Annotated in this window: 15 protein-coding genes and 1 riboswitch; of the genes, 1 reads left to right on the top strand and 14 read right to left on the bottom strand. The window is 38.7% G+C overall.

Annotated features, from left to right (window positions below; genetic code table 11):
• Nucleotides 1-18: 18 nt before the first annotated feature.
• A complete protein-coding gene (locus ACMW72_RS04430) occupies nucleotides 19-735 on the top strand; it encodes a sulfite exporter TauE/SafE family protein (protein WP_418367626.1) in 717 nt (238 codons plus the stop codon).
• Between the two features lie 97 nt (nucleotides 736-832).
• Here ACMW72_RS04430 and ACMW72_RS04425 read toward each other — a convergent pair whose 3' ends face one another.
• The 14 genes from ACMW72_RS04425 to fliS all read right to left on the bottom strand — a co-directional run bounded on the left by ACMW72_RS04425 (nucleotide 833) and on the right by fliS (nucleotide 14,214).
• Nucleotides 833-1,765 (bottom strand): transketolase family protein, encoded by a 933-nt coding sequence (locus ACMW72_RS04425; RefSeq protein WP_418367625.1) that lies wholly within the window; start codon nucleotides 1,763-1,765, stop codon nucleotides 833-835.
• Nucleotides 1,758-2,597: a transketolase gene (locus tag ACMW72_RS04420; RefSeq protein WP_418367624.1), complete on the bottom strand. Its 840-nt coding sequence runs from the start codon at nucleotides 2,595-2,597 to the stop codon at nucleotides 1,758-1,760. Before ACMW72_RS04420 ends, ACMW72_RS04425 begins: the two co-directional genes overlap by 8 nt.
• Before the next feature lie 25 nt (nucleotides 2,598-2,622).
• Nucleotides 2,623-3,739, bottom strand: a protein-coding gene (gene prfB / locus ACMW72_RS04415; RefSeq protein ID WP_418367623.1) for a peptide chain release factor 2 whose coding sequence is annotated in 2 segments (ribosomal slippage) — nucleotides 2,623-3,663 and nucleotides 3,665-3,739 — 1,116 coding nt in all. Because the reading frame shifts where the segments join, the coding sequence is not laid out codon by codon here.
• Between the two features lie 218 nt (nucleotides 3,740-3,957).
• Nucleotides 3,958-5,247, bottom strand: a complete 1,290-nt coding sequence (locus ACMW72_RS04410) for a homocysteine synthase (RefSeq protein WP_418367622.1) — start codon at nucleotides 5,245-5,247, stop codon at nucleotides 3,958-3,960.
• A 69-nt stretch (nucleotides 5,248-5,316) separates the two neighbouring features.
• Nucleotides 5,317-5,432: riboswitch (SAM riboswitch) on the bottom strand.
• Nucleotides 5,433-5,501: 69 nt separating this feature from the next.
• The gene (gene secA2, locus ACMW72_RS04405; RefSeq protein WP_418367621.1) at nucleotides 5,502-8,015 is read right to left on the bottom strand and encodes an accessory Sec system translocase SecA2; all 2,514 of its coding nucleotides are present in this window, start codon (nucleotides 8,013-8,015) and stop codon (nucleotides 5,502-5,504) included.
• A 162-nt stretch (nucleotides 8,016-8,177) separates the two neighbouring features.
• Complete coding sequence (locus ACMW72_RS04400) at nucleotides 8,178-8,429, bottom strand: hypothetical protein (protein ID WP_418367620.1); 252 nt, start codon at nucleotides 8,427-8,429, stop codon at nucleotides 8,178-8,180.
• Nucleotides 8,430-8,654: 225 nt separating this feature from the next.
• Nucleotides 8,655-9,203 (bottom strand): ribosome hibernation-promoting factor, HPF/YfiA family, encoded by a 549-nt coding sequence (hpf, locus tag ACMW72_RS04395; RefSeq protein WP_418367619.1) that lies wholly within the window; start codon nucleotides 9,201-9,203, stop codon nucleotides 8,655-8,657.
• A 117-nt stretch (nucleotides 9,204-9,320) separates the two neighbouring features.
• Nucleotides 9,321-10,043, bottom strand: a complete 723-nt coding sequence (locus tag ACMW72_RS04390) for an amino acid ABC transporter ATP-binding protein (protein WP_418367618.1) — start codon at nucleotides 10,041-10,043, stop codon at nucleotides 9,321-9,323.
• Nucleotides 10,036-10,695 carry an amino acid ABC transporter permease gene (locus tag ACMW72_RS04385; RefSeq protein WP_418367617.1) on the bottom strand — a complete coding sequence of 220 codons (660 nt, stop codon included), beginning with the start codon at nucleotides 10,693-10,695 and terminating at the stop codon, nucleotides 10,036-10,038. The genes ACMW72_RS04390 and ACMW72_RS04385 overlap by 8 nt, the downstream gene beginning before the upstream one ends.
• A gap of 98 nt (nucleotides 10,696-10,793) precedes the next feature.
• Nucleotides 10,794-11,582 carry a basic amino acid ABC transporter substrate-binding protein gene (locus ACMW72_RS04380; protein ID WP_418367616.1) on the bottom strand — a complete coding sequence of 263 codons (789 nt, stop codon included), beginning with the start codon at nucleotides 11,580-11,582 and terminating at the stop codon, nucleotides 10,794-10,796.
• Between the two features lie 184 nt (nucleotides 11,583-11,766).
• Complete coding sequence (locus ACMW72_RS04375; protein ID WP_418367615.1) at nucleotides 11,767-12,570, bottom strand: basic amino acid ABC transporter substrate-binding protein; 804 nt, start codon at nucleotides 12,568-12,570, stop codon at nucleotides 11,767-11,769.
• A gap of 409 nt (nucleotides 12,571-12,979) precedes the next feature.
• Nucleotides 12,980-13,441: a hypothetical protein gene (locus tag ACMW72_RS04370; protein ID WP_418367614.1), complete on the bottom strand. Its 462-nt coding sequence runs from the start codon at nucleotides 13,439-13,441 to the stop codon at nucleotides 12,980-12,982.
• A gap of 15 nt (nucleotides 13,442-13,456) precedes the next feature.
• The gene (locus ACMW72_RS04365) at nucleotides 13,457-13,813 is read right to left on the bottom strand and encodes a hypothetical protein (RefSeq protein WP_418367613.1); all 357 of its coding nucleotides are present in this window, start codon (nucleotides 13,811-13,813) and stop codon (nucleotides 13,457-13,459) included.
• Between the two features lie 2 nt (nucleotides 13,814-13,815).
• Entirely contained in the window at nucleotides 13,816-14,214 is a 399-nt protein-coding gene (gene fliS / locus ACMW72_RS04360) for a flagellar export chaperone FliS (protein WP_418367612.1), read from the bottom strand.
• Nucleotides 14,215-14,216 lie beyond the last annotated feature (2 nt).

The raw sequence follows: 14,216 nt of genomic DNA, 5'->3' as shown, positions 1-14,216 counted from the left end.
AGAGAAGAGGGGATCTGGGTGGAAGTTGGCTTTTTAGAAGTGTTAATGATCGGATTTGTCCTCGGAATGAAACACGCCATTGAGCCTGACCATATCATCGCTGTCTCTACCATTGCCAGTCAAAGCAAAAGTCTTTGGCGCTCCACATTGGCAGGTGTTTTTTGGGGGATAGGACACACAGCAACGATTTTTATTGTTGGGATCTCTTTCATTTGGATTAAAGGAGAAATTCCAGAAACATGGGCTATGTCCTTAGAATTTTTGGTTGGGATTATGCTTGTGGTTCTTGGAGTCTCAACGATTCTTACCTACAAAAAGAATAAAATCCATGTTCATCAGCATGAACATGATGGGGTCATTCATAGCCATTTTCATCACCGTCATCATGCTCATGACCATCCAAAAGACGAAAAGAAGACTTCCTATTTAAAATCTTTAATGATTGGTTTTATTCATGGACTAGCAGGCAGTGCAGCCATGATTATTTTGACGATGTCTACCGTACATAGTCCGTTGGAAGGAGCCATTTATATTCTCGTTTTCGGGATTGGCACAACTCTTAGTATGTTAACCTTTACAACCCTGATCGGTATTCCTTTTGTTTTGAGTGCAAAACATGTTCAGATGAATCAATCCTTAACGATTTTTGCTGGGGTATTAAGTACAATATTTGGAATTTATTATATGTATAATTTAGGAATTACTGAGGGTTTGTTTAAGCTGTGGGTCCAATAAAAAAACGGGCATAGCCCTAACGGGTTCCGTTTTAGAGTATAAAAAATGGAGAGATATTGAAATATCCCTCCATTTTTTATTTCATTTCTATACAGTCCTATTGATTGACGATTTCTTTTGCTTTTTTGATGATATGTTCAGCGGTTAAGCCGTACTTTTCTAATAACTCATCAGGCTTTCCTGATTCACCAAAAGTATCTTCTACACCGACGCGTTTTACAATCGTTGGTGCGTGTTCAGTAACCACTTCAGCAACTGCACTTCCTAAACCGCCATAAATATTATGTTCTTCAGCAGTGACGATTCCCTTCGTTTCTTTAGCAGCCTTGATGATGATCTCCTTATCAATTGGCTTCACTGAAGACATGTTGACCACACGAGCAGAAATTCCTTCTTGCTCCAATTGTTTTGCCGCTTCAAGAGCAGGACTTACCATCACACCCATGGCAATGATAGTTACATCTGTCCCATCTTTTAGAACTGTCCCTTTGCCAATCTCAAATTTGTAATTTTCATCAAAAATAACAGGAACGGCTGGACGGCCTAAACGAATGTACATCGGTCCATCATATTCTACTGCTGCATGAATGGCTTGTCTTGTTTCTTCTGCATCTGCTGGAACAATCACGGTCATATTGGGAATCGCTCTCATCATCGCAACATCTTCCACAGCTTGGTGGGAAGCACCATCTTCGCCTAAAGTGAGTCCAGAGTGGGTGACGACAATCTTTACATTGAGTTTAGGATAACAAATGGAGTTACGAATCATATCTCCCACACGAAGGGTCCCAAAGAGAGCAAATGTACTAACAAAAGGAATTTTTCCTGTGGTTGCAAGACCTGCAGCTGTGCCAATCATATTAGCTTCAGCAATTCCCATATCAAAGAAACGATCCGGATATTTCTTAGCAAAATCAATGGTCTTCGTTGATTTCGCAAGATCAGCATCTAAAACAACAACGTTTGGATATTTATCCCCAATTTCAAGTAATGCTTTCCCATATGCATCACGGGTTGCGATTTTAGTCATTTTGCTTCCCTCCCAATTCTGCTAATGCTTGTTGTAATTGTTCTTCATTTGGAGCCGTTCCATGCCAACCGACCTGATTTTCCATAAAGGATACACCTTTTCCTTTTATAGTGTTGGCAATAATTAAGGTTGGTTTCCCTTTGGTTTGTTTTGCCTCTTGAATCGCATCATGAATTTGATTCAGATCATGGCCATCAATTTCAATCACATGCCAACCAAATGCGCGGAATTTCTCATCAACTGGTGCTGGATTGAGAATATCTTCAACAGGACCATCAATTTGCAGATGGTTGTAATCAAGGATTGCAGTTAGATTGTCCAATTTGTAATGAGCAGCTGCCATAGCTGCTTCCCAGATCATTCCCTCTTGGATTTCCCCGTCACCAATCATGACATAGACCCGATAATCTCTTTGATCTAATTTCCCGCCAAGGGCCATACCATTGGCAGAAGATAATCCTTGGCCCAAGGAACCTGTACTTTGTTCTACTCCTGGTAGGGATTTACGACTTGGGTGTCCTTGGAGTCGAGAATTAATCTTCCTGAAAGTCATTAGCTCTTCTTTTGGAAAAAATCCCTTTTCTGCTAGAGCAGCGTAAAGAACAGGACTCGCATGACCTTTACTTAAAACAAAGCGGTCACGATCTGGGTCTTGAGGATTCTGAGGATCAATCTTCATCTCATGAAAGTATAAATAGGTAACAATGTCTGCGGCAGATAAAGAACCACCCGGGTGACCGGACTTGGCTTCAGCTACCATTTTGACAATATCTTGCCGAATGGTGTTCGCAATTTTCTTTAATGAAACATGTGTTTGTTCATCTAAAGGCATATTCTTCCCTCCATCAAAATGTGATTTAGTGATTTTGATTGGCGATTTTATTTTTTAAGTAGGCATCGATAAAAATATCGATCTCTCCATCCATAACGGCATTCACATTTCCTACCTCAACATTGGTTCGATGGTCTTTCACTAGAGAATAAGGATGAAAGACATAAGAACGGATTTGGCTTCCCCAGCCGATTTCCTTTTGTTCCCCACGTAATGCGGCTAATTCTTTTTCTTGTTCTTCCCGTTGTTTTTCATACAATCTCGCTTTTAGAATCTTCATCGCTTTTTCCCTATTCTTAATCTGAGAACGTTCTGATTGACAAGTGACCACAATATTCGTAGGAAGGTGAGTGATCCGAACCGCTGAATCGGTAGTATTGACATGTTGGCCACCAGCACCACTGGAACGATAAGTATCGATTTTTAAATCCTCGGGGCGAATCTCAATATCGATATCCTCCTCAATCTCAGGCAGAACATTAACAGAACTAAAAGAAGTATGACGCCTTCCTGATGCATCAAAAGGAGAAATGCGAACCAGACGATGAACTCCTTTTTCCGCTTTTAAATAACCATAAGCATTACGACCTTTAATCAAAAGGGTTACACTTTTCACCCCTGCTTCTTCACCAGCCAAATAGTCTAAGGTTTCTACCTTATAGCCATGATCTTCAGCCCACCTTGTATACATTCGCAGTAACATCGAGGCCCAATCCTGTGATTCCGTTCCCCCTGCACCAGGGTGAATTTCTAAAATGGCATTATTTTTGTCATATGGTTCATTAAGTAATAGCTGAAGTTCAAATTCCGAAAACCGTTTGCTTAATGACTTAATACTTTTCTCTATGTCCGCAAGCATCGTTTCATCTTGTTCCTCTAGGGCTAATTCGAACATCACTTGCAGATCTTCATATTGTTGTTCAAGGTTATTCATTTGCTCTGTTAATTCTTTTAATGCATTGATTTCACTAATCACTTTTTGTGCCGCTTCATTATCATCCCAGAAATTAGGTTGGGCCATGATCTGTTCTAACTCTGAGATTTTTTTCTTTTTACTATCGACGTCAAAGAGACCCCCTAATTTCAGCCAGACGTTTGGCCATTTTTTCTAGTTCATGCTTTAATTCGCTTTCTGATAACATAGATTCACCTCTTTGAACAAATCTCAAATTTCATCATACCATAGTTTACCCATCACTCCAAGGATTACAAGTTATATAAAATAGGTTTGCATATTCCAACGCGCTTAGGTGAGAAAGTGCTTCCCAAAAGTCGCTGCTTATGGAATATACAAACCTACATTTTCATATCACTGACTTGTATGTTCTATAACCTGAGAACATACAAGCCATTATTATTTCTATCTTTGGCTAGCTTGCAGGGCTTGATCGAGATCGGCAATTAGATCATTCACATTTTCAATTCCGATGGATAAACGAATCATTTCAGGAGTAACACCGGCACTAAGTTGCTCTTCAAGAGATAATTGTTGATGGGTTGTACTTGCCGGATGAATCACTAATGATTTGGCATCGCCGACATTGGCTAAATGGGAGAATAGTTTTAAGTTGTTAATAAATTTCTTTCCTTCCTCGACTCCACCTTTAATGCCAAAGGTGAGGATTGCCCCTTGACCTTTGGGCAGGTATTTTTGCGCTAAATCATAATATGGATTTGAAGGAAGTCCAGGATAATTCACCCAAGTAACGAAATCATGGTTTTCTAAAAATTGCGCCACTTGCAAAGCATTTGCACTATGTCGTTCCATTCGTAAATGTAGTGTTTCTAATCCTTGAAGGAGTAAAAAAGCATTAAAAGGCGAAATCGCTGCTCCCATATCCCTTAATAACTGAACCCTTGCTTTGATAATATATGCTAATGAACCAAAGTCTCTTGTATATACCACCCCATGATAGCTTGGATCTGGTTCAGTTAAACCTGGAAATTTGCCATTATTCCAGTTAAATTTTCCTCCGTCGACAATCACTCCACCAATGGCGGTTCCGTGTCCACCAATAAATTTGGTCGCAGAATGAACAACGATATCGGCTCCATGATCAAAAGGACGAAGAAGATAAGGGGTAGCAAAAGTATTATCCACGATCAGAGGAATTCCTGCTTCATGGGCAATGTTGGCAACAGTCTCGATATCTAGCACATCAATTTTTGGATTACCGATACTTTCAGCATATATCGCTTTTGTTTTTTCGGTTATGGCTTGGCGAAAATTCTCTGGGTCATTTTGATTAACAAATTTAACCTTGATTCCCAATTTAGGGAGTGTGGTAGAGAAAAGATTATATGTACCACCATACAAACTGCTTGAGGATACGATTTCATCTCCAGCACCAGCAATGTTAAGAATCGCATAGGTAATAGCTGCAGATCCAGAAGCAAGAGCCAAGGCTCCAACTCCGCCTTCTAATTGGGCCACGCGATTTTCAAATACATCTTGAGTTGGGTTCATAATTCGGGTATAAATATTACCTGATTCTTTTAAAGCAAATAAGTTCGCGGCATGATCAGTGTCTTTAAATACATAAGAAGTAGTTTGATAGATAGGTACTGCCCTTGAACCTGTTACTGGATCAGGTTGCTGACCTCCATGTAAAGCAATCGTTTCAAATTCATAACTTTTTTCCTGACTCATCTTGTTTCTCCTCTCTTTCTATTAAAATAAAAAACTCCTTCTCGATGAGAAGGAGCAAATGACCTTTCCCTCTCATCTTTCAGAATCACAAGATTCTGCTGGAATTAGCACCTGCCAACACAGTTAGACTGCGTGTCGGTTGCCGGGCTTCACTGGGCCAGTCCCTCCGCCACTCTGGATAAGAGGCATAACCAATATGAAATTGTAAAGGAATTGAATTCATTATATTTTAACCCTGACATCTTGTCAATAAATTAATGTGCTGCTCCATGACAATGTTTATATTTTTTGCCACTGCCACATGGGCATGGATCATTCCGGCCGATTTTCTGTCCAACCCGAACGGGTTTTTTCTTCGAATTGGACTCTGGATTGGTATTATTTACGGCATGCCCCACAGCAACTGCTTTACGCTGAAGATTATTTTGGATTTGCGCCTTCATAATATAGGTAGCCACTTCTTCTTCGATCGCTTGGATCATCGCCTGAAACATTTCATATCCTTCCATCTGATATTCTCGTAAAGGATCCGTTTGCCCATAAGCGCGAAGATGAATCCCCTGACGCAATTGATCCATCGCATCAATATGGTCCATCCACTTGCTATCAACAGCGCGAAGGAGAATCACTTTTTCAAATTCGCGCATATTCTCGCCAAGTTCTTCTTCTCTCCGATCATATTGTCTCTCTACCGCTTTGCGAATCACCTCCAAAATCTCTTCTGGTTCTTTGCCCCAAATATCTTTTTCCGTTATTACCCCTTCATCTAAGAAAGTGGCTTGCATATGATCTAACAATGCTTTTAAATCCCATTCTTCCTGAATTTGCTCAGCAGGACAATGAATATCAATAAGACGCTTTGCAAAATTCATAATCATGTTGATAATGACATCGCGTAAGTTGTCACTTTCTAATACTTGGCGACGTTGACTATAAATCACTTCCCGTTGCTGGTTCATCACATCGTCATATTGCAAAACGACACGGCGAATATCAAAATTATGGCCTTCCACTTTCTTCTGTGCCGATTCAATCGCCCTTGTCACCATCTTGCTTTCAATCGGTTGATCCTCATCCATCCCTAAACGATCCATCATACTCATAATGTGTTCAGAACCAAATCTTCTCATTAAATCATCTTCTAGGGAGATGAAAAATTGACTGGAGCCAGGATCCCCTTGACGTCCAGCACGTCCTCTTAATTGGTTGTCAATTCTTCTACTCTCATGCCGTTCTGTACCGATAATGTGAAGTCCCCCTAATTCAGCAACTCCTTCGCCAAGAACAATATCGGTACCGCGACCTGCCATATTGGTAGCAATGGTGACCGCACTAGCTTGGCCTGCTTTTGCGATAATTTCCGCTTCTTTCTCATGATACTTGGCATTTAATACATTATGGGGAATGCCTTTTCGTTTCAACATTTCGGATAAAAGTTCCGATTTTTCAATGGAAATGGTACCTACTAATACAGGTTGTTTTTTCTCATGGCGACGAACAATTTCATCGACGACCGCTTTAAATTTGGCCCGTTCCGTTTTATATACCACATCAGGCAAATCAACACGAATCATCGGTTTATTGGTTGGAATCACCACAACGTCTAAACCATAAATTCGTTTAAATTCTTCTTCCTCTGTTTTTGCTGTACCCGTCATCCCTGCTAATTTTTTGTACATGCGGAAATAGTTTTGCAAGGTAATGGTTGCTAAAGTCATGCTTTCGTTTTGTACCCTTAGACCTTCTTTGGCTTCAATACTTTGATGCAAACCATCGCTATAACGGCGACCATACATTAAGCGGCCAGTGAATTCATCAACAATAATAACTTCTCCATCTTTTACTACATAGTCGCGGTCTCGTTTCATCAAAACATGGGCTTTTAGGGCTTGGTTAATATGATGATTCAAGGTCATATGATTGGTATCATAAAGGTTATCCACCCCAAAGGCTTTTTCTGCTTTATCAACACCAGATTCGGTTAAAGTAACTGTATTTGCTTTTTCATCGATAGCATAATCTTCATTAGCAACCAAACGTCTGACAAAGCGATCAGCAGCATAGTATAAATCGGTGGATTTTTCAGCTGTCCCAGAAATAATTAAAGGGGTCCTTGCCTCATCGATGAGGATACTATCCACCTCGTCAATGATGGCATAATTTAGAGAACGTTGAACCATTTGTTCTTTGTATAACACCATATTATCCCGTAAATAGTCAAAACCAAACTCATTATTGGTTCCGTAGGTGATATCTGCTTGATAAGCTGCTTGTTTTTCTTCTGGCGAAATTCCATGGATATTCAAACCAACGGTCAAACCGAGGAATTCATAAATTTTCCCCATGGTAGTTCTGTCCCGTTGTGCCAAATAATCGTTAACAGTTACAACATGGACCCCTTGGCCTGTTAAAGCATTTAAATATGCGGGCAAGGTAGCAACAAGGGTTTTCCCTTCCCCTGTTTTCATCTCGGCAATACGGCCTTCATGAAGCACAATACCCCCAATTAACTGAACATCAAAATGACGCATTCCCAAGACCCGCTTAGAAGCTTCACGCACAACGGCAAAGGCTTCAGGCAAAAGATCGTCAAGGGTTTCTCCTTTTTGTAACCGTTCTTTGAATTCTAATGTTTTCCCATGTAGTTGTTCATCAGAAAGGGAACCTATTTGTTCTTCAAGTTGATTGATTTTTTCAACGGTTTTATTTAAACGTTTAATTTCCCGTTCATTCATGTCACCGATGACTTTTTTTAGTAATCCGAACACAAGTCCAACTCCTCTCACAGGAAAAGTTTTAGTTTTTATTTTATCACTCTTTCATTATAGGAGCAAAAAATCTTTATTGATCCTTTTCATTCCATTATTTATATAACGTTTTTGACGCCGATTTCGTTCCAAAAAAAAAACTGCCAGCTTGGCAGCAATAGATTAGAATAATTTCCCCTTTGTGTTTTTCCCTTTATCTTGGGCAGTAATACCTAATGTTATCGCAAACAGGAGGAGAACGAACCAATGGGAGGGGATGATCATCCAGAACATAATTGTAATCACGCTGAACAGAGGAGCGATCCAATCTGACTCAAAAGAATAAGACTTTTTCAATCCACTATAAACCATTTGCGTTATCGTTGAAATGGCGAAAAAAATGACAACATAAAGGAGAAATTTTAGAAATGCCATTTTTCTTCACCTCCTGACATATCCTATGTAGGCAAAAGCCTAGTGGTGCAGGTCCAATCTATGTTATACTTTATATGCACAAACAAAAAAAATACACTCCCAAAAGTCGCTGCTTATGGAATATACAAACCTAATAAGCTAGGCTTGTATGTTTCTATAAGCCGCGACTTTCGCGAGCGTTTTCCAACCGACACTATATGTCAAAATAAACTGGACAGATTACCATTAAAATTCTGGCTCAATTAAACCATAACGGCCATCTTTACGTTTATATACAATATTGGTTTCTTCGGTTTCCGCATTGGAAAATACGAAGAAGGAATGGCCCAACATATTCATTTGTAAAATGGCTTCTTCTACATCCATTGGTTTAAGATTAAAACGTTTGATCTTGACGATTTGGAATTCTTCTTCCTCTTCATCAGCCTTTGTACCAACAGGATCCTCTTTAAAAAGGGTTTTTAGACTTCCTTGTTCCCTGAATTTTCGGTTAATTTTTGTTTTATGTTTACGGATCTGTCTTTCTAATTTTTCCACCACGAGGTCAATTGCAGCATACATATCTTCGTTTTGTTCTTCTCCCCGCAAGACAACTCCTGGTAGTTGAATCGTTACCTCAACACTATGAAGATCGCGAACCACCTTCATTGTTACATAAACAGGTGCTGTAAGAGGAGTATCGAAATATTTCTCGATGCGACCCACTTTCTTCTCCACATACTCTCTTAATGCCTCAGTCACTTCAATGTTGTCCCCACGAACGATGAAATTCATGGTCACCGCTCCTTTCAAATGTAAAGTTTGTCCTTTCCTATTTTCATTATAACACATATCATTCGGTATATTCTACCAATGGTAAAAACATAATGAACCGTCAATTGATATAAGAATTCACAATACTTTACTAAGAAAGGATTGTGTCCGTGGGTGTCTAGGTTGAGAAAAGATTTCTTCTGGTTTCCCCTCCTCTATAATTTGCCCTTGATCCATAAATACGACCCGATCAGCTACTTCTCTTGCAAAGCCCATCTCATGAGTGACCACAACCATAGTCATGCCTTCTTTGGCTAACTGTTTCATCACTTCCAATACCTCACCAACCATCTCCGGATCCAAAGCAGAAGTAGGTTCATCAAAGAGCATCACATCCGGTTCCATTGCTAAAGCTCTGGCGATCGCTACCCTCTGTTTTTGTCCACCAGAGAGTTGATCAGGATAGGCATTTGCCTTATCTAATAATCCAACTTTTCCTAAATATTTCTTGGCAATTTCTTCAGCTTTACTTTTTTCCATTCCTAACACTTTAATGGGGGCAATTGTGATATTCTCTAGAACCGTCATATGCGGGAAAAGATTAAAATGTTGAAAAACCATTCCCACATGAGTTCTTACTTTGTTTACATCGATTTTAGGGTCAGATAAATCTTCTCCCCTTACAATTACCTTTCCTGCTTGAAAATCTTCTAATTTATTTAAACAGCGTAAAAAGGTACTTTTCCCTGAACCGCTTGGACCAATGATGCAAACTACTTCTTTTGGCTGAATTTCAATATCGATTCCTTTTAAAACTTCTAAATCACCATATTGTTTATACAAACCTTCTACCTTAATCATTGGAAAACTTCCTTTCTAACCCTCTTACCCCTTTAGACAAGATTAACGTCAAGATTAAATAGAGTGCTGCCACTGTTAAATAAGGACCGAAAGAGGTAAAGGTATTCTTTGCCGTCATTTGTCCCGCATAAGTTAATTCAGGTGTCGCAATGACAGCGAGCAATGACGAATCTTTTAATAAAGCAATAAACTCATTTCCTAAAGGTGGTAACATTCGTTTAAATGCCTGAGGCAAAATAATATATCTCATCGCTTGACGATAAGTCATTCCCAAAGAACGGGCCGCTTCCATTTGCCCTTTATCAATCGATTGAATCCCTGCACGGAAGATCTCTGCCACATAGGCACCTGAGTTTAAAGATAAAGCGACAAATCCAGAAAAGATGGCCGATGGAGCCTCATCGCCAAAAATAGCAGGCATCACGGCAAAATGAACAATTAAAATCTGAACAAATAAAGGCGTCCCGCGAAAAAGATCCACATAAGCCCGACTTAATATACGGAATATCCGCTGTTGAGATAATTGACCTAACCCCAAAAACAAGCCAATAATGGTACCAAAAAACACTCCTACCGAGGTAAGGAGGATGGTATAGCCAACGCCTCGGATAAACCAGATTTTATATTCTAAAACGGCATTCCACTCAGCCATTTTCATCCCTTCTTTCTTAAACGATCCTTTATACTTTCCTATACGGGAAAAAAGTGCGCAGAGTTGTCCACGCACTCATTTATTTTCAGTTTTGTTTTTTACTCAGCAAAATATTTATTTTTAATTTCTTGATATTTCCCATTCTCCTTGATTTTCTTTAAACCTTCATTTAGTTGTTTGAGTAATTCCGTATTTCCTTTTTTGACCATAATTCCATAATGTTCAACTTCAAAACGGTCATCTTTGACCACTTTTAACTTTTTGTCTGGATACTTCTTCACAAACTCACCAACAACGGCATTATCGCCGACGATCGCGACAATTCGTCCTGTTAATAAGTCGTTGACCGCTGCTGGCAAATCTTCGTATCCTTTAGCCCCTTTATAGTCTTTGCCAAAAATTTTTTGGACGGCTTTTTCTCCTGTTGTTCCACTTTGAAAACCAATGTTTTGTCCTTGTAGATCATCAAGGGATTTTACATTGGAATTCTCAGGAACTAAAATATATTGTGTCGCATCAAAGTACGGCTCTGTAAAGTCATACTTTTGCTTTCGCTCTTCATCAATGGTAATTCCAGCAATGGCAATGTCACCTTTGCCATTATCAATCGCATTTAACATCGGCTGCCAGCCAACATGTTGGATATCTACTTTAAATCCTTGAACTTCAGCGATCGCTTTGATCAAATCAATATCAAAACCGACGATTTCTCCTGATGGCAGTGTTGATTCAAATGGGGGAAAAGTAGCATCGGTTACTACTTTATACGTCTTTTCTCCACCAGTATTGGAGTTATCGTCCCCTTTGTCGCTTGCACCACAACCGAATAATGATAATGAACCAATGATCAATAGCAACACAAATATTGCTAATTTTACTTTTTTCACAAAATGTGCCTCCTTAGTATCTTAGAATCCTTGTATGCTGACCATTTCATCATATTTTATCCTTTTTTATACACACGTGTATTATTATACGTGCTCAAGAATAAAAATCAATTATTTTTTATAAAAAAAAGTGTGCTAATTTTTTCGCACACTTTATCTATCTATTGTTCTTCTTTACAATCATTTAATTTGCAAAATATTGATTATATATCTTCTGATAAGTACCATCTTCTTTTATTTTCTTTAATCCACTTTCCAGCTTATCAAGAAGTTCTTTGTTCCCCTTTTTAACGATAAAGCCGTAATATTCTTTTTCAAAAGCATCATCCTTAATTAATTGTAACTTTTTATCAGGATTCTTTTTCACAAATTCAGCCACTACGGCATTATCGCCAATGACCGCAGCAATTCGACCGGTAAATAGGTCATTCACCGCTGTTGGCAAGTCAGGATATCCTTTTAACCCTTTATAGTCTTTACCAAAAATATTTTGAGCGGCTGTTTCTCCTGTAGTTCCACTTTGGAAACCAATATTTTTCCCTTTTAAGTCATTTGCCGATTTGATATTCGATTCTTGAGGAACTAAGATCAATTGGGTCGCTCCAAAATATGGAGAAGTAAAGTCATACTTTTCTTTACGATCATCACGAATGGTAATTCCCGATGCACCAATATCTGCTGTCCCTGTCTCTACAGCTTTTAACATCGCTTCCCAACCTTGATGTTGGATTTTGATTTTCATATTCTCAGCTTTGGCAATCGCATTGATCAAATCAATATCAAATCCAACGATCTCACCAGATGGTAAGGTGGATTCAAATGGAGGAAATTCTGCATTTGTCACAACAACGTAGGTTTTTTCTTCTGCAGCTTTTTGACCTTCTTGTGGTTTTGTTCCTGTTTGTTCTGAAGAACAACCAATAAGTCCTAAACTCCCAACTACAAATAAGAACATCAATAATACAACTTTTAATCCTTTACTTTTCATCAACGATCCTCCCTTAATCATTCCTTATGCTTATGAATGATTATACATATATACGAATAAATAATCAACCTATTTTTCATTGAAAATACAAAACAAAAAAGTTATCCACAGATTTATAAACTTTTCAACAGGGTTATACACAAAAGTAAATACTGTTATTCTCGTTATTCACATGGTTATGCACATTATCCACATTTTTTTGTGCACATTGTTCACAAGAATGCCTGTTCTATTTGTGAAATATAAAAATCAGGTTAATTTTCTGTGAATAAATAGATATACAAAAAAAGTCATGCTTATAGAAGCATACAAGCTAAGCTTATTAGGGGTAAGGAAGCTTAGTCGCAAATTCTTATACTTAAAAAAGTGGCTGACTCTTGTGAGTCAGCCCTAAATGTGCAACCTTATTCTATTGTTGAATCCGTGGAAAGAGGCGTTTTTGGACTTCCCTCGACCATTCTAAATAAGCAGGGAATACTTGACCAACGAGAATTTCCACGACGCGACCGGTCTCTTTTTTTTCCATCAATTGTTTTACTTGTTCGATATGAGACTTATATTGATCAAATGAGTGAATCAGCTCATAGGTAGGAAAATCAACTTTTTTCATGATATTCGCAGATAAGAAATTGGCATTCTCAAGAGTTCGAAAAACTTCGATACAATCTTGAAGTTGCGTTAAATCCAGCGTTTGCCCATTTTCAACCCTTTTGCTTAAATAATGAATTCCTTGCTCACACGTTTGCAGCATATGCAGATAGTAACGCAAAAAGACAAATTGGTTGTCATGTAATTTAGTGTTATCGTAGTAATGTTCGTGCTCATCGTCGTGGTGATGGTGGTGTCCCATGGTTTTAGTTTTCTCCCCCATTATATTATGCTTCAGCTATTTCCGCTTATCAAAAAACATACCATCGACAGATAACCCTTGGTAAGGATGGATGTATTTTTGTTGAAGTTTTTTTCGTTCCTGTAATTGTCGAACATCTGCGGCAATCGATCGATAAAGTCGCTCTAACATCAGATCGATCCCTTGGTTATAGTCGACGATTTTTTTTCCTAATTCTTTTTCCTCTTTCGTATACTCTGTTTTTCCTTTTAATTGATCGATGAGTTTTTCCCTTTGATCAAGATAGGCTTGAATTTGCCCAATATATTCGTCCCGTTCCTCTCTCTTTGGTTCCTTTTGCAAATGTTGATGAAGTTGTATCGTAATCTGGTAGATTTGTTTTACAAGCTTCAAGATTATGCCCCACCTTGGCCATATTGCATTCTGCGATTGATTTGGATGACTTCTCTCCAAGTATCACGAAATTCAACGACATATCCTTCGATTTCATTTAAGATCTCTATGTCACTCTTAATGTTAGCTTCAATCAGCCGGCGCAAAATATATTCGTACATTTGCATCATGTGCTTGGCGACTTCATAATCCATGTTTAATGTGACCATTAATTCGCGAATGATGTTTTGGGCTTTGATTAAGTTTGTATTCTTTTCCTCGATTTTCTTTTCCTGAATCGCTTGTTTAGCCTGTTTGATAAATTTTAGACAGCCATTGTATAGCATTAACGTAAGCTCTCCAGGAGAAGCAGTAGTTACTGAATTCTGTTGATAGGTTTGATATGGATGATTGACGGACATGA

Origin of the sequence: Tepidibacillus sp. LV47, from assembly GCF_048381575.1 — a bacterium.
Lineage (GTDB): Bacteria > Bacillota > Bacilli > Tepidibacillales > Tepidibacillaceae > Tepidibacillus.
This window is presented reverse-complemented; position numbering and strand designations above follow the sequence as displayed.

Coding starts and splice junctions, on each gene's coding strand:
- ACMW72_RS04410 (WP_418367622.1), bottom strand. CDS start 5,247: ATGAGTCAGGAAAAAAGTTATGAATTTGAAACGATTGCTTTACATGGA.
- ACMW72_RS04375 (WP_418367615.1), bottom strand. CDS start 12,570: ATGAAAAGTAAAGGATTAAAAGTTGTATTATTGATGTTCTTATTTGTA.
- ACMW72_RS04425 (WP_418367625.1), bottom strand. CDS start 1,765: ATGACTAAAATCGCAACCCGTGATGCATATGGGAAAGCATTACTTGAA.
- ACMW72_RS04385 (WP_418367617.1), bottom strand. CDS start 10,695: ATGGCTGAGTGGAATGCCGTTTTAGAATATAAAATCTGGTTTATCCGA.
- fliS (WP_418367612.1), bottom strand. CDS start 14,214: ATGTCCGTCAATCATCCATATCAAACCTATCAACAGAATTCAGTAACT.
- ACMW72_RS04370 (WP_418367614.1), bottom strand. CDS start 13,441: ATGGGGGAGAAAACTAAAACCATGGGACACCACCATCACCACGACGAT.
- ACMW72_RS04390 (WP_418367618.1), bottom strand. CDS start 10,043: ATGATTAAGGTAGAAGGTTTGTATAAACAATATGGTGATTTAGAAGTT.
- hpf (WP_418367619.1), bottom strand. CDS start 9,203: ATGAATTTCATCGTTCGTGGGGACAACATTGAAGTGACTGAGGCATTA.
- ACMW72_RS04400 (WP_418367620.1), bottom strand. CDS start 8,429: ATGGCATTTCTAAAATTTCTCCTTTATGTTGTCATTTTTTTCGCCATT.
- ACMW72_RS04420 (WP_418367624.1), bottom strand. CDS start 2,597: ATGCCTTTAGATGAACAAACACATGTTTCATTAAAGAAAATTGCGAAC.